The sequence below is a fragment of the Arthrobacter sp. NA-172 genome, from assembly GCF_043952055.1.
Lineage (GTDB): Bacteria > Actinomycetota > Actinomycetes > Actinomycetales > Micrococcaceae > Arthrobacter.
This window is the reverse complement of the sequence record NZ_JBINOT010000001.1, coordinates 2,104,921-2,123,457: the sequence shown is the minus strand read 5'-3', so window position 1 is coordinate 2,123,457 and position 18,537 is coordinate 2,104,921. Positions and strand designations below refer to the sequence as shown.

The window sequence follows — 18,537 nt, the reverse complement described above, 5'->3', positions numbered from 1 at the left end:
AACTACCCGTCCATCAACCTTCGCCGATGCCGAAGTTCCTTGACCCAATCCCTCGTCTGAATGACCCCGAAAGGTGAGGCGCCGGCGTCGAGCTCTGCGATGAGGGGGCCGGACGCCTTGAGCGCGAGCTCCAGGACGCCCTCCGCCGCGCGCTCGGTCAGACCCAGTTTCCCGGCCCACGCGAGGAAGTGCTTCCGGGAGATTCCGCTCTTTTTCCCGCCGATGCCCAGCGCGAGGGTCTTGTCCCCGTAGACCACTGTGGAGGGGATGTCGTACACAGGGGCGATGGTGTATTCACCCAGTGGTGACTGCTCTCCTGGCCGGGACTGCACCATCGAGACGTTCTTCGCATGGAGGTCGCCGTTGCCGCTCAGCCATGCGAACGCGAGTTGGATGGCCAGATTGCGCAAGGCAGGCAGCGGCGCGGAACAGTGCTCTGCCAACGCCGCGCTCACCTCGCCGAACGGCACGCTGTACTTGTCCGCCGGGTAAAGTCCCAGAACTTGGGCTCCGTCCTCGACGGCGAGGCGTACCGCAGAGCCGTCGGCTCCGGTGAGGCGATCGAAACGCTCCACCAGCAGCCCGGCCCGCCCGCCGACGTCGTGCACTAATTGCACGTTGCTCACGGGGATCCGCAGCTTGCGCGCAAAACGGAACATCAGAAACTCGTTTTCCACCACGAAGGGGAACTCGGGGGCATTGAGTTTGAGGATGAAGCGCTTGCCCGCTTGAGCCACCGGGAGCGAGATCATCCCGGCCGACAACTTGTCCTGCACACCCGCCAGAGCCACCGGATCGATGAGTCCGGAATCGCCGAGCAGCGCGTCGAAGTCGAGCGGCAGCTTCGAATCGAGTACGACGGCGGAGCCCCCTTCTGTGGGCGGCTCACCGTGGGGGACCGTCTGGACATCGCCCACGGCGTCCCCACCGGCGCCCATCAGAAGGGCGAGCTCGTCGTCGGCGCTGGCTTTGACCGACCGGCGAAGGGAATTCAGGCGGCGGCCTTCCGGGAGGAGCCCGGTGAAGTAGGCCGGAACGGCGCCGCTCGGGGTGAAAACGGCTTCCTTTGTCAGCGGGAGCGTCGTGGCGACGGCCGGGCCGCCTGATTCGAGGTATCGCGGTAAGTAGCTGAACTTTGTGCCTCCTTCGTGCCGCTCGATGCGCGCTGCCAGGATGCCCTGCTTGTACACGTCGGCGATGCGATGGAAAGTCATGGCCTTGTGGAGCGGGTGTTTGCTGGGTTGGTAAGCGTGGGTTGCACCGTGAGCTCAAGGCCCAGGGTGCTGAGGACTGCGAGGAGGGGTTCCAACTGGACCGTGGCCTTCCCCTGCTCCACGAATCGGACGAATCGTTCCGAGACGCCGGCGAGGTCTGCGAGGTCCGACTGGCTCAGGCTCAGGGAAGCGCGACGTGCACGGACGTTGTTGCCAAGGGTTTTGCTGAATTCCTTGGGGGACATGCCCATCCTTCCGTCATTCGGTGGCGCATGCGCGGGTCTTGCGCGCGGCCGTCCGGTACGTTCGTGCCGGTTTCACCATATTCCGCCACGTCGAGCTGCAAATCAAGGGTGCGATGCGCGAAATCGGTACGTTCGTGCCGGTGGAGTCGAAAGTCTGCAACGCGGGGTCACTTACGGCCCATCCCGGACCCGAATATGGGCCGTAAGTGACCCCGCGTTGCTTGGGCTACACCCGGCCGAGTGCGTCGATGTCCTCGAGGAAGTCTTGGTGGACTTCATCGCTGACGGTGGTGCGGGTATCGGCGATCGCGTCGAGGTAGTCCTGCGTGACCGGTCCCTTGCGCGCGTTCGACGGCGGTGCGGCGCTCCCGGCAGATGACCCACCGGGAGCGGCGGCTGTGTAAACGGCTTTTTCCAAGGCACGCTGGGAGGCGCTGCGTGCCGCGTACTCAATGTCCGCGGGGGAGAAGCCCTCGGTCCGCGACACCAGCAGCCCCACGTCCACCGAATCCACGACGCTGGCCGGGATGAAGCGCTGCCACATGGCCTCGCGCGCGTGGACGTCGGGCAGGCCGATGGGGATCACGTAGTCGAAGCGGCCGTGGCGCAGGAAAGCAGTGTCCAGCGCGCGGATGAAGTTGGTGGCGCACACCAGCAGGCGGCCTGGCTGCTCACGGAATGCCGGGATGATCTTGAGGAGCTCGTTGGTGACGCCCTGCAACGGCGACGGCGGCTCGCCGGACCGCTGGGATGCGATCTCCTCTACTTCGTCGATGAACACCACGGCGTGCTCCAGCTCGGCGATTTCCAGGAACGTCTCGCGGAGCGCCCCGGCCAGGCCCTTGGGGTCCGACGCCAGCCGCGAGGGGAAAACCTCCACGAACGGCCACTCGAGGCGCGACGCAATGGCCTTGGCAAAGGTGGTCTTGCCGGTCCCCGGAGGGCCGAAGAGCACGACGGCGCGCGGTGGCACCACGCCGAATTCGTCCGCGAGATCGGCCTCGGCGAGAGGTAAGACCAATCGGCGTTCCAGGAGCTCCTTCTCGCGCCGCATGCCGGCCACGTTTTCCCACAGGTCGCGCGCCAGGATGCGGCCGCCGAGCTGGCTCAACGGCTCGAGCTCCTGGCGTTGCACCGGAATGGTCCGCTCGAAATAGTGCAGGTTTTGCTTGAGCAGGAAGCCGCGGCCCAGGAACGCTTCCACACGGGTTTCCGACTCCGGCATGAGGGCCGAGAGCTTGTTGAGGCCGTGCGGAGTCATGCGGTTCTCGACGGCGGCCAGCAGCGAGGTGCCGATCCCGCGGCCACGGAACTCGGGCAGCGTGGCGAGGAAGACGATCCAGCCCTGGTCGTGGGCCGCACGTCCGACGGCGGCGCCCACCACCTGCTCGCCCTGCACCGCGACCACGGCGTGGTCCTTTTCGCACGACGCCAGGACCTCGGAGAGCGCGTAGACCGGATCCACGTTGTCCGCTTTGAGCGACTCCCAAAGATTCAGGATGCCGTCCATGTCCGACGAGTGGAAGTCCCTGATGCGCCAATTGCTCATGCCGTGCTCCTTGGTGGATCGCCATCGATTGCCCTGGTGTTGAGCATAGGCGAAGGGTGCGCGGGCAGGGGTTGCGGAGGCGTTGCGTTACGACGGCGGGGCAGAACTCCTGCCCCTCATTCCGACGCTCGCTCACTTAGGTGAGCGAGCGTCGCGCCAACTAAGACGCCGGATGGAACTCCTTGCGCTGCCGGCCGAGGCCCTCGATTTCAATCTCGACGACGTCCCCGGCCTGGATGTACGGGAAGCGGCCGGACATGGCAACGCCTTCCGGTGTGCCGGTGATGATGACGTCACCTGGTTCGAGCACCATGTGCTGGCTCACGTGGTGGACCAAGGTGACGGGATCGAAAATCAGGTCTGCTGTGGTGGAATCCTGCGTGCTTCGCCGTTTACCCACGTACGGAGGCGTAATGCGCCTGCGTCGATCTGATCCGCGGGAACCAGCCACGGGCCTAAAGGGGTAGATTGCGGGAGGGTCTTGCCTTTGGTCCACTGTCCGGCAGCTCCGGGGAGTTGGAGCTCGCGTTCGGAGAGGTCGTTGGCCAGGACATAGCCGGCGATGCACGCCGCAGCTTCGTCCAAGTCGGCAAGGTAGGAAGCCTCCCGGCCGACGACGATGCCAAGTTCCACTTCCCAGTCGTACTTCGTCGACGACGGCGGGATGGGGGCGGCGTCGAACGGTCCGGCAACGGTGTTGGAGGGTTTCAGGAAGACTACCGGCGTTTCCGGTGGGTTTGCCCCGGATTCGGCGGCATGGGCCGCATAGTTCAAACCGATCCCGATGACGGCGCCCGGGCGGGCGATCGGGGCACCGACACGCAGTCCCTCAGCGCGCACGGCAGGCAACGTCCCGGCGTCGAGCGCCTTCTGGGTACTGGCGATACCGCCGCCGGCGAGGAATGCGCCGTTGACATCGGAGGTCAGCGGGCGCAGGTCGAAATACTGGGCAACGCCGTCGGCGTCCGTGGTAATAACCACAGGCTGTTCGTGGCCGGCCGGTCCCAAACGGGCAAATTTCACGTGCATTCTCTCCTTCGAGCTGCGGTGGTGTCCATCTTCCATGGTGCCATCGGACTTCAAATCCGGCCGGTCACATTTCGAGGGAACAGGAGTCAGCGCCAACCTACAGAAGTGAGCGGGCGTCGGGACGGAAAGTACGACGGCGGCACCTGCGGTTTCGCGCGAACGGAACCGCAGGTGCCGCCGTCGGGCACTCACCATCGCAGGGCTAAATTTTGTCCTCGGCACCGGCAACCGGCAGGTTGGCAACCACCGGAGATGCGCCCGTGAAGCCGTCGCGGGCTGCGGCAAGCTCGTGGATCTGCTTGCGGCACAGGTACCAGCCGACCACCATGAGGGCGCAGGCAATAGCCGTGACCAGCATGGTGAGCGGGGAGTCGATGAACACCATTACCAGCACTCCCACCAGGAACAACAGCGAGAGGTAACCGGTGTACGGAGCGCCGAACATCCGGAAGGACGGACGTTTCAGCCAGCCCTTGTCCGCCCAACGCTTGAGCTGCATTTGGCACAGGACAATCGTGGCCCACGTGACCACGATGCCCACGGAAGCGATGTTGAGGACGATCTCGAACGCCTGTGCCGGGACGAGGTAGTTCAGCGGGACGCCGAGCAGTGAAACGCCGGCGGTGATGGCGATGCCGCCGTAAGGGACGCCGGCCTTGTTCATGCGCTGGGCGAACTTCGGAGCCGAACCGGCCACGGACATGGAGCGAAGGATGCGGCCAGTGGAATACAACCCGGCGTTCAGCGAGGACAGCGCAGCCGTGAGGACCACGAGGTTCATGATCACGTCCACGCCCTGAATGCCGATGTGGCCGAAGAACGTCACAAACGGGCTGACACCCTTTTCATACGAGGTGTACGGCAGCAGCAGGGCAAGAAGGATGACCGAGCCCACGTAGAACACGGCGATGCGGAAGACCACGGAGTTGATGGCCTTGGGCATGATCTTCTCGGGGTTTTCGGTCTCGCCGGCGGCCGTACCCACGAGTTCGATCGAGGCGTAGGCGAACAGCACACCCTGCATGAGGATGATCATGGGCAGGAGGCCGTTGGGGAAAATGCCGCCGTGGTCGGTGAGGAGGCTGAAGCCGACCTCCTGACCCGGAACCGGCGTTCCGAAGATGACGAAGAAGGTGCCAACCACCAGGAAGGCCGCCAGCGCAGCCACCTTGATGAGGGCGAAATAGAACTCCATTTCGCCGAACACCTTAACGGAAACCAGGTTCAGGCTCAGCACCACAACCAGGGCGATCAGGGCCCAGGCCCACTGCGGGACCACACCCATCCACGGGACGTACTTGCCGAAGAAGTTCATGTAGAGCGCTGCGGCGGTGATATCCACGATGGTGGTGGTGGCCCAGTTGATCCAGTAGAACCAACCGGAGACGAACGCCGCCTTCTCGCCGAAGAACTCGCGGGCGTAGGAGACGAAGGAGCCCGACGACGGGCGGTGCAGCACGAGTTCGCCGAGGGCGCGCAGGATCAGGAAGGCAAAGAAGCCACAGACCGCATAGGCGATGACGAGCGAGGGGCCTGCAGCGTTGAGGCGGCCGCCGGCGCCCAGGAACAGGCCGGTGCCGATGGCGCCGCCGATCGCGATCATCTGGATCTGACGTGGCTTCAGGCTCTTGTGGTAGCCCTTGTCCTCTGCGTGAAGGAGCTTTTCAGTGGCGTGCGCCTGTGACGGGACCGTGTGGTCCGTGATGGGTGCGTTGGTCATGGGAATCCTTTGAGGGTGTCCTGTTGGGGTGTCCGGATCTTGCCATCCGGCGCGAGGCCGTCCGGCGGCTGGTGACTGCCGCCGTCGTCGGACTATCTGTTCGGCTCGGCCGGATTGCTGAGGTTGGCCAGGCGTTCGGGGCGGAGGAGCTCGTCGAGTTGGACCGATGTCAGCAATCCGTGTTCGAGAACGAGTTCGGCGACGCCCTTGCCGCTTGCCAATGCTTCCTGGGCGATGGCTGTGGCGGAGGCGTAGCCGATGTGTGGATTGAGTGCGGTAACGAGTCCGATCGACTGCTCCACGGTGAGGCGCAGGTGTTCGGTGTTCGCGGTAATGCCCCGGATGCAGCGCGACGTGAGTGTGCGGCACGCGGCTTCCAGGTGGGAGATGCTCTTGTGGAGGCTGTGGACAATGATCGGCTCGAAGGCGTTCAGCTGGAGCTGGCCCGCTTCGGCCGCCATGGTGACGGTGACGTCGTTGCCGATGACCTCATAGGCCACCTGGCTGACCACTTCCGGGATCACCGGATTGATCTTGCCTGGCATGATGGACGATCCCGACTGGACAGCCGGGAGATTGATCTCGCCCAATCCCGCCCGCGGCCCGGAGGACAGCAAGCGGAGATCGTTGCAAATCTTGGACAGCTTGACGGCGACACGCTTCAGGACGCCCGAGAGGTGGACGAACGCGCCCACGTCCTGGGTCGCTTCAATGAGGTCGACGGCGGTCACCAGCGGCAGGCCGGTAATCTCAGCCAGGTGCCGGCAGGCTGCCTCGGCGTAGCCGGCGGGGGCGTTGAGGCCCGTACCGATGGCGGTAGCGCCAAGGTTGATTTCGTGGATCAAGAGCTGGGACTCGGCCAGCCGGGCCCGGTCCTCGCCGACCGTCACGGCGTAGCCGCCGAATTCCTGGCCGAGGGTCATCGGGACAGCATCCTGCAGCTGGGTGCGTCCCATCTTGACCACCGTGCGGAATTCCTGGCCTTTTTCGGCGAAGGCGATCTGGAGTTCCTGGAGCGCTGCGAGGAGGCCCTGAACCGAGTAAATGGTGGCCAGGTTGACGGCTGTCGGATAGACATCGTTGGTGGACTGGCTCAGGTTGACGTGATCGTTCGGGTGCAGCCTGGCATAGTCACCCTTGGGGTGGCCAAGGATTTCCAGGGCCCGGTTGGCGATGACCTCGTTGGCGTTCATGTTGGAGCTGGTGCCGGCGCCGCCTTGGATGACGTCCACCATGAATTGCTCGTGGAGCTTGCCGTCCATGATGTCCTGGCAGGCTTGCTCAATGGCGTCTGCCCGCTCATCATCCAAGAGGCCGAGCTCACGGTTGGTGCGTGCCGCGGCGAGCTTCACTGCCGCGAGGCCCTTGACGAGGTGGGCATTGCTGGCCAATGGCTGGCCCGTAATAGGGAAGTTCTCCATGGCGCGCAGCGTGTGTACGCCCCAGTAGGCATCGGCCGGGACGTCACGGTCACCCAAGAGATCATGTTCAGAGCGGAATGGGCGTGCGTGATTGACTGTGGTCATTGCTGTCCTTTGGTCTTCTGGTTTCTGGTCTTCGTCGGCGACGGTCTCAGCTGCATGCAAGGAAGTTCGTGGCACGCAGGACACCTACGGGGTGGCCACCACCCAATATGGGTGGGCTGGCAAGCGATGCGAGCTGGCCGCCGTCGAGCCCCAAGGCCTCGAGGACGCGGACGGTGACGGGCATTCGGGCGCGGTCGCCGCCGTCGGAAATCTTGATGGCGACGCCGGTGCCGTCCCGGAGGCCGATCAGCTGGAGGCCTTCGAACCCGTCCTTGGCGAGCAGGCCGGGAACCACGCGCATGATCGCCGTGACGTCGCGGCCCTCGCCCGCCACCATCTCGGGGTAGGCGCGCATGGCGTGGGCTACTTGGCCTTCCGCATTGTTGTTGTCCGCTGCCGCCATGCGGCTGTATGCCCGGGCCATGCCATGCAGGCTGTGGGCGAATAGGGGTGTGCCGCAACCGTCCGTGCTGATGGCGGCGGGGTCCTCGCTGGTGAATTCGGTGATGGTGTCCCTCACGAGGATCTGGAGGGGATGCCCCGGGTCCAGATAGCCCTGGACAGGCCAGCCGTTGATCACGCACGTGGCTGCCATGGAAGCGTGTTTCCCGGAACAGTTCTGAGCGAGCTGGCTTTGCTGCTTTCCGGCACGGAGCCACTCTTCGCGCTCAGCGGTGCCGTAAGGGAAGTCAGTGCTGTTTTCCAGCGCCGCCTCGTTGAGGCCGTGCATTTCGAGGATGCGCGCGGCGCCTTCTTGGTGCATGGCGGCGCCCGAATGGCTCGCCGCGGTGAGGGCGAGGAGGTTCTCCGGAAGCTTGAGTCCAGCGCGGACCATGGCGACCGCCTGCAACGGCTTGAGGGAAGACCGGGGGTAGAACGCGGCGTCGGGCTCGCCTGCTTCGAGGAGTGTATCGCCGTCCGGCCCGACGGCGATAAGGGAACCGTAGTGGATGCTCTCCACCAAACCATCGCGGGTCTGTTCTGCAAGCGGGACGTGGCGCGGGGTAGCGGCGGTGGTGTTTTCCGGCGTAGCGGCGCGCATTGCATGCGGGATGGGCATGACTTCCTTCAGGTGGTGGATCATTTGCTGAGGATGGTGTCCAACGCAACGCTAACGGCGCTGAGATGGTCGGCCATGGCTGATTCGGCGGCTGCAGAGTCGCCCGATTCAATGGCTTTGACGATGCGGAGGTGCTCATCGTCCGAAACATGCTGCCGATCGGCCACCATGTTCAGGGTTTCGGATTGGTGGGCCAGGGCTTCGCGGATGTCCGCCACGACGCTTTCGAAGACCTTGTTGCCGCTGGCGCGGGCGATCGCCGAATGGAAGCTGGCGTCGAGGCTGACCCACGTCTCGGGGTCGGTCTCGGCAAGCATGGCCTCGACGATTTCCCTCAGGTTCTCGAGGGCTTCGGCGCTGCGGCGTTTCGCTGCCAGGCCAGCAGCGGGGACTTCGATGTGTGGACGGGCCTCATTGAGGTCCCGTGCCGAATATTGGCCGAGCGTGAGGTCATTGGCCACCCGGTCTGCAACGACGAACGTGCCTTTGCCGGTCTTGGTGACCGTCAGTCCGAGCGCAGTGCACGAACGGAGGGCTTCGCGGATGACCGAACGGCTTACCCCGTACTGCGCGGCCAACGTGGCTTCGGAGCTAAGCTTGGCGCCCACTTCCACGGTTCCGCCTTCGATGTCCTGGCGGATCGCACTGAAAACGGCTTCCGCAGCACTGAAGCGGGCGAGGGGAGTGGGGGTTTTGATGCCCGCGGGACTGGTGGCCTGCCGGGGGACGGCGCCGCTTGTGGCGGTGCGCTGGCCGGCTGCAGCTTTCTGGCTGACGGCTGGCTGTCCAAAGGCGGCCTGTCCGGCTGTCCGGCTGTCTGACAGGTTCACCCTAAGAATATGGCACGGGTCACAGGGTGGTGTCAACGCGGGCCGGGATTGTGAAGGGGCGGGGGCACGGGCAGGGCATCGGCTGATTCTGCTGGATCATTCCTGTGGACCAGATCCCGTGCCGCGGATTCCCGGGGTTGGGTAATCTCCCGTCGCGAATGATCCAGCAGAATCGATCGGTCCGGAGAGCATAATTGCCCCAAGAATCTCGGTTCGCCGGATACAGGAGGTTCGGATGCAGTGGCTTCCCCGGATAACGGTTGAGGTGCCCGTCTTGGGCGTCGGGGCAGGGCCTTCGGAATATGAGCAGTTGGCGCGTTATGTCTGGGCGTTGCGCAGGCCTCGGGGGCTGCACATGACGCTTTTGCATCTTGGGGTCGCGGAGGACTTTTGCCGGGATGTGGCTGAATGGACCAAAGGGGCCACCGACGCCGGGTTGGTCATGCGCAGAACGATTTCCTGGCTTGAGGCACTGCCTGTGCTGGAAGGTTTTTCCGCTAGTGCCGAGAGATTGATTGTTCTCGGCGGTGGTGGCGTGTGTGGGCTGGGTGTGGACGTACCCGACTTTGTGCGCGACTACCAAGTCTCCCTCGTGCGCGCCCTTCATGAGCTCTTGGACGAACTGCTTGTGGACAACATCGACGACTTCATTCTCAGTTCCCCGGCGCTTGGATTCCGCTCGCCCAGATGGGTACCCCATGTGGCCGTAGGCAAGCAAAGATACCGAGGCCGCGGGCCTTGGGAAATCGGCCGCGTGGCAGTCGAGTTCGGCGAGTCACGGATCAGGAACCGCCAATTCCTCCCGGATGCCGGCTAGATCCAGTCCCGTTTCTTGAATGCGAGGTAAAGGAAGACCGATCCGCCCACCATGAGAGCGCTGGAGAGCCAGAGGCCGTATTCGTTCTGGAAGCCGAAGAACGGCACGTTTTGCCCGAAGAAACCGGTAATGGCGGTTGGGACGGCGATGATCGCGGCCCAACTGGTGACCTTTTTCATGACCAGGTTCATTTGGTTTCCCTGGATGCTGATGTGCGTTTCCAGAATTGTGGTGACCAGGTCGCGGAGCGATTCGGTCCATTCGGTGGCGCGTAGCACGTGGTCGTAGACGTCTTGGAGGAATGGCTGCATCGCGGGACTGCAACCGATCAGGTCATCCCGGCGCAAGAGGGTGTTGAGGACTTCGCGCATGGGCAGGACCACCCTGCGGAGCCGGACCAGGTTTTTGCGCAGCTCGAAGGTCTTCCGCTGCAAGTCGTGGTCGGGAGAGTGATCGTCGAACAGCGACTCTTCAATGGTGTCGATGTAACCGTCGAGTTCCTGGACCGCGTCGAAGTGTCCGTCAACGATCATGTCCAGCAGGCCCCAGAAGAGGAAGGGCACCCCGTGGCTTGTCAGGTCGGTTTCCGCGTCCCAGTGCGCCATCAACTTGTCGGTGTCGAAATCGGGTCCGTGCACAGTCACGAGCGCGTTCCGGGTCACGAACGCTGAGACCTCGGCGATGCCGAGCTCGCTGGTACCGGGCTTCAGTTCAGCTTGGTAGGCGGACAAGAACAAATGATTCGGGTATCGGTCCAGCTTGGGCCTTTGGAAGTCATGCACGGCGTCCTCGACGGCGAGACGGTGGAGCCCGAACACCGTCTCGACACCCAGCAGGTCATCCGCCGTCGGATTCGTATAGTCGATCCACAGCACGGCGCCGTCCTGGTGGGCCAGTGCCTCGATCTCGTGGGCGGTGACGTCGTCGCGTTCGAGTTTGCCTTCGCGGTAGAGCCGTATGAATACCATTCGCACCATGCTACGGGAGGAGTCTCTGAGCTGACTGAACCCTTCGAACTGCTTCCAGCCCCTTGAGGGAAAAGGATCCCGCTCACTTCCGCTTGGGTCGAACCCGTTCGTACAGGGCACTACGGGACGAAGTTCCGGTCTTCTTCAGGGATCTCGAGATGTGGTTTTCCACAGTTCGGGCACTGATTCCGAGCCGGCTGGCGATTTCGATATTGCTCTGATGGCCGGCGAGAATAGCAATCTCGGTCTCCCTCGCTGACAGCGGTTTCTGCCGCTTCCCTCCAGTGTCGAGGACGAGGAGTTGGCCCTTCGGATGGAAATGGTCCTCGAAGGTGGTCACCATTTGTTGGAAAACCGCGACGTCATCGGGGTCGTGTTCAAGTGAGTAGCGCTTCACTGTCCCGTTGAGAAGCGTTCCGATCAGGTGAAGGTCGGCATCTGGTTCATATTGCTCAAGAAGAGTCCTCAGCAGCCGGTGGTCCTCGTTGTAGACGGCAGAGGCAATCGCGAGCAGTTGCTCATGCGAGGAGACGCCGTTCTTCTTGAACAAACGCCTCGATCCCGCAAGGATTCTCCTGCCGGGTAACAGTGACAGCATGAACAACGACGAATACACGGCTTCCGTGACGTAGCCGCGATCAAGCTGCTGGCGCAGAAGCTTGGCTGCTCTTTCATCGAATTCCTCGGAATCGGCAAATTGCGCGGATACGAGCTCGTACACCGCCTTTCCGGTTCCGGGCAATGGGCCGATATCCGCGACATCCTTGCGGGCCTGGCCTCCTAACGAGGGGACGGTCTTTGCTGCGGGCGACAATGCTCGAAGACCCGCAATTCTCAGCAGGGCGTCATGGAGGAAGCTCACTGGAAATCCATGCCTGCCGAGGGCGAAGACACTCGTCATCACGTAGTCGGCTTCTCGGCTGAGGCCTCGTTGGATCAGGGCCAGCGCCGCCACATAGCTGCTTGCGACGAAGCGGAATTGATCAAGGCTCCGGAGTGCTGCCGATCGCTGCGCCAAGGAGAACGCCAACGCCTCATCGTTCAATCCGGCCACGAGCAGGGCGAGTCCACGGACGAAAGGTTCAACGCTGGCGGTGAGTTCGTAGCCCTCAGCGGAATCGAGGGCCGAAAGAGCCGCCTGGGCATCGAAACGGTAGAGCTCCAGCATGCCTTGGATGACCGGCACCACACCGCTTTCGGGATGATGGCTCACCAGCCCGTTCAGGGCTTCGTCGAGGGTGGCTGGTACACGGTCAAAGGAAGCTGCGAGGTAGATAGCAAATGCTTCGGCCTCGGCCGTCCAATCTGGGCGGGCATTGCCCAGATCCTTCAATATGCCGGTGGCGCCCACCAGCCCACCATCCCGGGGAATCGTCCAAAGCGCCTGGGTCATCGCAAAGAAGAAGTGGTCGGCGGGATTTGCCCCAGTTACCTGTGTTTCACGGAAGATTCGTTCGATGCGCGAGGGGTCCATGGGGCCACCCCAGTAGAACTTGAGGAATGCAGCCGCGTTGGACATGCTCGGTTCCGAGTCCCACAGCCCGAAGTGCGCTTCTTCAAGCAGCCGCAGCTGTTCCTTGAAGTGCCGGGTTGCGGCCGTGCCGCCCTTGGCCTCGCCCCGAAGATCCTTGATCAGTTCAGCGAGAGTGGGTGGCACGGGACTGTTTGCCGCGTGGAGTGGAGCGTCGATCTCCCGGGCTATGCGGCTAGTCAGCAGCCTGCGCGAGGAAAAGGAGTGACGGTCCCGGAAATAGTCCGCGACGATAGGAGGACTGACGTCCATCCAGAGGGTGTTGTTGGCGTCCTCCGTCACCGCAATGAGCCCGAACCTTTCGAGTCCGTCGAGGATCTCCTGTCCAACCATCGGATGCAGGGACTCCATCGTGCTGGTCCCCAGCACGGAAATCGTGTGCAATGCAGTCAGTTCGTCAGTATTGAGGCCCTGAAGGAGTGCTTCGATGGTGCCCTGAAGGTACTCGTTCCACAGCGTATGGCTGCCGATGCTCCACTGCCCATCACGACGTATGAGCAGCTTGCTGAACACCGCGCTTTGGGCGATCCTGGCCACGAGCCGCGGGTTCCCTGCAGACTTCATGAGGACGGCGGTGGTCAGATCGGCATCTGGTGCCGAACCGAGGGTCTGGGTCAGCAGTTTGTTGACCTGATCGTATCGAAGCGGGCTCAAGCGGATTTTCGCCTCAGGCCAACGCGCCGGCGAAAACGGGGAAGACTGCGAATAGAGAGGGCGGTCACCCGCCGTCGTCACAAGCGGGCGTCGCGTCCGCCGTTGGACGATGTCGACAACAGCGAGGGACTCTTTGTCCAGCAGGTCGACGTCGTCAACAACTATCGCTTTGGGGCCGCGCCTCGCGAGCCGCTCGGCCAGGACATCGGCGACTCCCATCGGTCCATTCTGGCGGGAGCGCGCGTCAAGGCCGAGTGCCCCTATTCCGGCGAACGGGGTCTCCCGCAGAAGGCGTGCACCGGCGACGCTGAAAACCTCGACTCCGGTCTTTTCAAGCTCTGTAACGATCGACTTCAAGACGGTCGACCGTCCGCTTCCACCGTTGCCCACGATCCGCACGCTGATGCCGCGAGCCACGTGTTCCAGTGCCCGGCGCGTTTCCTCTTCGAACACTCCAGGACTCCTCACTCTTAGCGTTGCCATCATTGAATCCCCCATGCCCCCAACGGCACCGCAAAGGAATTGCCCGCCCCACGAAACACCGTTGATCCGGGCAAGGAAGGGCGTGGCGAGCCAGCCTCGGTGGGAGATGCACACCGTTAGTGACTAGGCTCACACAATTAACAACGCTACGGCCGAAATCGGCCACTGAGTGGTGAAAAATCCGAAATGAGTAGTGAAAATGGTCGAAATTAGGTGTTGGCGCCGGTAAAACCGGAGTTTCACGGCCCGGAGTGATTCCGAACAGTGCCTTCTCTATAGGTGTTGGATGCCAGCCCGCTGCATCGCGTCCCTGTAGGTCTCGATGTTCTTGGCCAGAAGTTCCTGCTGCTTCGCCTCGGACAAAGCGAAGGCCCGTCCGCCGAGGGCGCTCGCCTTGTACACCTTGATACCGTGTTGGCGGAGCGGCGAGTGGTAAGTCTTTTCGTAGAGCGCCAGGAAGGCCGCAGCCTCCGCACCATGCGCGACGACGGCCGAGACCCTCTTGTTGATCTTGAGGAACTGACGGAACGGGCGGAGCCCGTCGGTCTTTTCCTGGGCGCTCAGCGCGGGTGGCAGCTCGGGGTCGCGGATCCACGGGTAGGAATTCCACGGCATGACGTAGCGCGCGTCCAGCTCCGCCGAGTCATAGATCATCTGCGCCCGCCGGGCGGCGTCGTCGTCGTTGAGGTGTGAAACGAAGCCCGAGGCAGTTCCCCGGCCCGGGCTGGTCTGGAGGGTGACAATCCGGCACTCATCTTCGTCATGCACCGGATCGATGTAAGGCACGAAAGAACCTGGCCTTTTTGCCATGAGTTCATCGCACAGCTGCGTCACGGCAGCAATGTTGGGCTCCTGTAGCAAGGCCCTTTTTTCGTCCCAGTCAATGGTCACGTTCTCTCCTTCGGCGGCGCGGCGTCCAGAATCGGCGTCCCTTGCCACTTTACGCCGTCACTTTGCGCGTCGCTCACGCTCCTGCAGAGCCGAGGAACAAAAGTGCCCGACGTCGGACCCCTCGGTGAGCTCTCCGACCCGCCTCGAATGGCGGCCCGGTAGGCCTTAAAGGCGGTCCGAGGGCTACTCGCCTTTCAGCTTTTGCATATCTCGCCGATCTTTTTTGGTCGGCCGTCCTGTGCCGCGATCGCGCTGCGGGAGCCCGAGGGCCGGCGCAGCGGGGCGAGCCGGCGTGTGGTCGGTGAAGCAGTGAGATGCAGCCTCGGCACCCACCCTTTTGGCAAGGAGCCGGCGAACCTCGAGAATGCGTTCGAAACCGGGCTGGCGGACCCGGATGGTGTCGCCGACAATCACTGACTGGGATGCCTTGACCGGATTACCGTTGATTCGCACGTGTCCTGCCCGGCAGGCGGTTGTGGCGGCGGAACGGGTTTTATAGGCGCGGATAGCCCAGAGCCACGCGTCAATGCGCACGTTGCTCGGGGACGACGGAAGGCTAGTCATGATTGCGAACGAGTATAGTCTGCGCGCGACCCACAACAGTCAGTCGGGTCCGAGGGCTGAGCCTTATGCCCGGGGGCGGGAGCCGGATCCGGCGGTCACGCGGGCGGACGAGACAGGCTTGCCGTCATGCGGATCGCCATGACGTTCGCGGATCGGCGTGGAAGACGCTTCGGACGCGCTTCCCTGGTCGGCCGTCTCCTGCGAAGCTGCCGCGTTTGCCTCTTCCTGCATCCGTTCAGCGTCGCGCGCTGCTGCGCGGGAGTCCGCCTCGGCGACCGCCGCGGCCCACTGGCTGTTCAAAGTCGGAGGATCCTGCTTCACCGCAACCACAAAGGGATGTTCCTTGGCCTGGGTGGTCGCTACCGCAGCCGCAGTCGCTGCGATTCCGGCCTTGACCTGAGCCGGCTTCGGCCACGTCCGTGGATTCACGAGTGACTTCCACGGGAAGTTCCGCAGAGCAGACCATCCCGCAGACCACGCCAGCCGCACGGTCGCAAAAAGTCCAAGACGAGGCTGCTCGGGAACGGCCGGATCCGTTTCGGAGGAGCCTGCCTCCGCGGTCGTCGATTCCTCAAAATCCGTCGGCAAGGAGGGGACCCGGCGGGGCCGCGGGGGCAGGTGCACCACAGGGACAGTGTTGCGTTTCGGGAAGATCCCCACCATGGCCATCAGGATGATCGAAACCAACCTGCCGACGCCGGCCAGCACCAAAGTCGCAATCATCAGGAAGCCCAAGGCAAGGAACATCAGCAAAGCCAGTCCGAGCGTGCCGAAAAATGTCAGATAGAGGCCAAATGTTGTTGGATCTCCCACGTAGCCTCCCCGAGCCAGAGTTTTGAGGTGGGCGCCGCGACCTTTGGTCCGCGGGCATGACTTCTAGCCTACGGGCCGAATCCGGTGGATTCATCCGCCAAACTCCGGCGAGCCGAGGTTGTTTCGAAGCTGTTATCTCGTGTGACAAAATTTGTTAGCTAGCTCTCACCATCTCGTCCAGATAGGGCTTCAATGCCACTCGATTCTGCTCCCCTCCACCACGGCGCCTGTCCTTGCCTGTCCGGAGACCAGTACGCCGAGTGCTGTGGGCGCTTCCATCGCGGAGATGCTGACGCCCCCACGGCTGAGCAACTCATGCGGTCCCGATACTCCGCCTTCGTGGTCCTTGACGCGGACTATCTGCTGCGCACTTGGCACCCGGACACCAGACCGGCAGGGCTCGATCTGGACCCGGACATTCAGTGGCGGCGGCTGGACATCCTGTCCACGCGCCGCGGCGGTCCCCTGGACGACGACGGGCTGGTCGAGTTCGCGGCGCACTACCGTTCCGACGGCGAGCGCGGAGTCCAGCGCGAAACCAGTCGCTTCCTGAGGATCGACCGGCGCTGGTTTTACCTCGACGGCGAGGCCGGCGACGTCGGCTAGCCGTGTCCGTTGCTTCGATCGGCAGCGGGCCTCAGCGGTACTTCCGATGCAGGGTTTCCTTCACCGAGGCGCCGGGCGAGGCATCGGCGATCCAAGGACCTGTGCCTTCGGATTGGTCCAGGATTCCGGCCTCAAGCCAGGCATAGTCGCCCGCCAGGACATTGGAGGACAACTCGTGATCGACGTCGTCGGTGTTCCGCCACAGTTGCTCGAAATATCCATCCACGCGGACCCGGGCCTGCTCGCAGTAGGCCTCTGCCAGCTCGTACGCGGACGCGCCTTGTTCCGGGACGGTCCGCAGCAGCATCTCGGCCCGTGAACAGCACGCCGCCATGGCAAACAACTCCGCCCCGATATCGACAATCCTGCCGAGGAATGCTTGTTTGTACTCTAGCTTCGCCTGCCAGCGGCCCATTCCGTAGAACGTCTGCCGGGCCAGCCGACGCGAAGCCCGCTCCACATAACGCAATTGTTTGGCCAAGCGTCCAAACTCAGCGTATGACCGTGGATCCATGCCGGCCCCGGCCACGAGCTTCGGGAGCCATTTGGCGTAAAAACCTGAGGCGCCGACGGCGGCACGCGCCTTCTCCTGCAGGGTTGCGTCAGCCGAAGCGAGCTCGCCAGCTGCCGAAAGGTGCGCGTCGACGGCCTCGCGGGCGATGAGCAGGCGCATGATCTCGGACGAGCCTTCGAAGATCCGGTTGATGCGCATGTCCCTGAGAAGTTGCTCGGCAGCGACGGCGCGTTCCCCCCGGGCCTCCAGGGAATCCGCCGTCTCAAAGCCACGGCCGCCACGGATCTGCACCAGCTCGTCAGCCACCGTGTAGCTCAGTTCAGTCGACCAGAGCTTGGCCAGGGCGGCCTCGATCCGCACGTCCTTCTGCCCGGCGTCGGCCATCTCTGCGGACAGCTCGAAGACAGCTTCGAGGGCGAACGTGGTGGCGGCGATGAAGGCAATCTTCTTGCCGACGGCCTCATGTTTTCCGACCGGCCGTCCCCATTGCGTGCGGGCGTTGGACCATTCACGGGCGATCTTCAACGACCATTTCCCCGCTGCCACGCATAGCCCGGGGATGGACAGGCGGCCAGTGTTGAGCGTCGTGAGTGCGATCTTGAGTCCTTGGCCCTCGCGCCCCAGCCGGTTGGCGGCGGGCACGCGGACTTGGTGGAAGCGCGTCACGCCATTCTCGATGCCGCGCAAACCCATGAAGGAGTTTCGGTTCTCCACGGTGATCCCTGGGGAGTTCATTTCCACCACGAACGCCGTGATCCCGCCCTTCTGTACGGTTCCGCCGGGGTCGGTGCGGGCTGGAACCACAGCCATGACCACCACCAGTTCGGCGATCACGCCGTTGGTGGTCCAAAGTTTCACGCCGTCCAAAAGGTAGGACCCGCCGTCGTCGTCCGGCACTGCGGTGCAGCCCATCCGGGCGGGGTCGCTGCCGACGTCGGGCTCGGTCAGCAGGAAAGCCGTGATGGCGCCAGCGGCGCAGCGCGGCAGGTATTCCTGCTTCTGTTCGGGTGTGCCGAAGACTTTGACCGGTTCCGGGACGCCGATGGACTGGTGGGCCGAAATCAGCGCGCCCAGGCTCGGGTGGACCGAACCCAGTAGCGCCAGGGCCCGTCCGTAATAGACCAAAGACAGGCCCAAACCGCCATATTCACGCGGAATCTTCATGCCGAAAACACCCAGTTGGGTCAGGCCGGCGAGGTATTCGTCCGCGATCTTGGCCTCGCGCTCGATATCGCGGCCGGACATGGTGCCGCAGAACTCCGTCAACTTCGCCATGAACTCTTCGCCGCGTTCGACGTCCTCCGGCCTTGCCTGCGGCCAAGGGTGGATCAACCCGAGATCGAAATCGCCCAGATACAGCCCTTTGGCAAAACTTGGGCGGTTCCATTCGGTCTCGCGGGCGGCCTCGGCGACGGCGCGGGCTTCTTCGGCGCTGACGCCGGTGCTCTTGTTATCAGTGGCGGAGGTCATGGGAGGACTCCTCTTGCCGGTTGTGCCGGTTCGAGCCCAGGTATCCGCCTTGG

The 18,537-nt window shown here is 63.4% G+C and carries 15 protein-coding genes and 1 pseudogene; 2 read left to right on the top strand and 14 right to left on the bottom strand.

Going from position 1 to position 18,537, the window contains the following annotated elements:
* Window positions 1-2 precede the first annotated feature (2 nt).
* The 8 genes and pseudogenes from ACF0H6_RS10490 to ACF0H6_RS10455 form a co-directional block, all read right to left on the bottom strand.
* Window positions 3-1,214 carry a type II toxin-antitoxin system HipA family toxin gene (locus ACF0H6_RS10490; RefSeq protein WP_395249542.1) on the bottom strand — a complete coding sequence of 404 codons (1,212 nt, stop codon included), beginning with the start codon at window positions 1,212-1,214 and terminating at the stop codon, window positions 3-5.
* Window positions 1,211-1,459, bottom strand: coding sequence for a helix-turn-helix transcriptional regulator (locus tag ACF0H6_RS10485; protein ID WP_395249541.1), 249 nt, complete (start codon window positions 1,457-1,459; stop codon window positions 1,211-1,213). Before ACF0H6_RS10485 ends, ACF0H6_RS10490 begins: the two co-directional genes overlap by 4 nt.
* A gap of 226 nt (window positions 1,460-1,685) precedes the next feature.
* A complete protein-coding gene (locus ACF0H6_RS10480) occupies window positions 1,686-3,008 on the bottom strand; it encodes an ATP-binding protein (RefSeq protein ID WP_395249540.1) in 1,323 nt (440 codons plus the stop codon).
* Between the two features lie 160 nt (window positions 3,009-3,168).
* Window positions 3,169-4,037, bottom strand: a pseudogene (locus tag ACF0H6_RS10475) (fumarylacetoacetate hydrolase family protein).
* A 202-nt stretch (window positions 4,038-4,239) separates the two neighbouring features.
* Complete coding sequence (locus ACF0H6_RS10470; protein ID WP_395249539.1) at window positions 4,240-5,757, bottom strand: amino acid permease; 1,518 nt, start codon at window positions 5,755-5,757, stop codon at window positions 4,240-4,242.
* A gap of 92 nt (window positions 5,758-5,849) precedes the next feature.
* On the bottom strand, window positions 5,850-7,283 hold the full coding sequence (aspA, locus tag ACF0H6_RS10465) for an aspartate ammonia-lyase (protein ID WP_395249538.1): 1,434 nt from the start codon (window positions 7,281-7,283) through the stop codon (window positions 5,850-5,852).
* A gap of 46 nt (window positions 7,284-7,329) precedes the next feature.
* Entirely contained in the window at window positions 7,330-8,343 is a 1,014-nt protein-coding gene (locus tag ACF0H6_RS10460; protein ID WP_395249929.1) for an asparaginase, read from the bottom strand.
* Window positions 8,344-8,363: 20 nt separating this feature from the next.
* Window positions 8,364-9,173 (bottom strand): FadR/GntR family transcriptional regulator, encoded by an 810-nt coding sequence (locus ACF0H6_RS10455; RefSeq protein WP_395249537.1) that lies wholly within the window; start codon window positions 9,171-9,173, stop codon window positions 8,364-8,366.
* Between the two features lie 235 nt (window positions 9,174-9,408).
* On the opposite strand from ACF0H6_RS10455, the gene ACF0H6_RS10450 reads away from it, so the two are divergent.
* Entirely contained in the window at window positions 9,409-9,990 is a 582-nt protein-coding gene (locus ACF0H6_RS10450; RefSeq protein WP_395249536.1) for a hypothetical protein, read from the top strand.
* On the opposite strand, the gene ACF0H6_RS10445 is transcribed toward ACF0H6_RS10450, so the two are convergent.
* From ACF0H6_RS10445 to ACF0H6_RS10425, 5 genes are all read right to left on the bottom strand, one after another.
* Window positions 9,987-10,958 (bottom strand): magnesium transporter CorA family protein, encoded by a 972-nt coding sequence (locus ACF0H6_RS10445; protein WP_395249535.1) that lies wholly within the window; start codon window positions 10,956-10,958, stop codon window positions 9,987-9,989. The genes ACF0H6_RS10450 and ACF0H6_RS10445 overlap by 4 nt on opposite strands.
* Before the next feature lie 82 nt (window positions 10,959-11,040).
* On the bottom strand, window positions 11,041-13,596 hold the full coding sequence (locus tag ACF0H6_RS10440) for a LuxR C-terminal-related transcriptional regulator (RefSeq protein ID WP_395249534.1): 2,556 nt from the start codon (window positions 13,594-13,596) through the stop codon (window positions 11,041-11,043).
* Between the two features lie 303 nt (window positions 13,597-13,899).
* Window positions 13,900-14,517, bottom strand: a complete 618-nt coding sequence (locus ACF0H6_RS10435) for a uracil-DNA glycosylase (RefSeq protein WP_395249533.1) — start codon at window positions 14,515-14,517, stop codon at window positions 13,900-13,902.
* A 183-nt stretch (window positions 14,518-14,700) separates the two neighbouring features.
* Window positions 14,701-15,081: an RNA-binding S4 domain-containing protein gene (locus ACF0H6_RS10430; RefSeq protein WP_395249532.1), complete on the bottom strand. Its 381-nt coding sequence runs from the start codon at window positions 15,079-15,081 to the stop codon at window positions 14,701-14,703.
* Window positions 15,082-15,144: 63 nt separating this feature from the next.
* Window positions 15,145-15,894, bottom strand: a complete 750-nt coding sequence (locus ACF0H6_RS10425) for a hypothetical protein (protein ID WP_395249531.1) — start codon at window positions 15,892-15,894, stop codon at window positions 15,145-15,147.
* 192 nt (window positions 15,895-16,086) lie between these two features.
* Between ACF0H6_RS10425 and ACF0H6_RS10420 the strand changes: the two genes are divergently transcribed.
* Window positions 16,087-16,500: a YchJ family protein gene (locus tag ACF0H6_RS10420; RefSeq protein WP_395249530.1), complete on the top strand. Its 414-nt coding sequence runs from the start codon at window positions 16,087-16,089 to the stop codon at window positions 16,498-16,500.
* Window positions 16,501-16,531: 31 nt separating this feature from the next.
* On the opposite strand, the gene ACF0H6_RS10415 is transcribed toward ACF0H6_RS10420, so the two are convergent.
* Complete coding sequence (locus ACF0H6_RS10415) at window positions 16,532-18,484, bottom strand: acyl-CoA dehydrogenase family protein (RefSeq protein ID WP_395249529.1); 1,953 nt, start codon at window positions 18,482-18,484, stop codon at window positions 16,532-16,534.
* Between the last annotated feature and the right edge of the window lie 53 nt (window positions 18,485-18,537).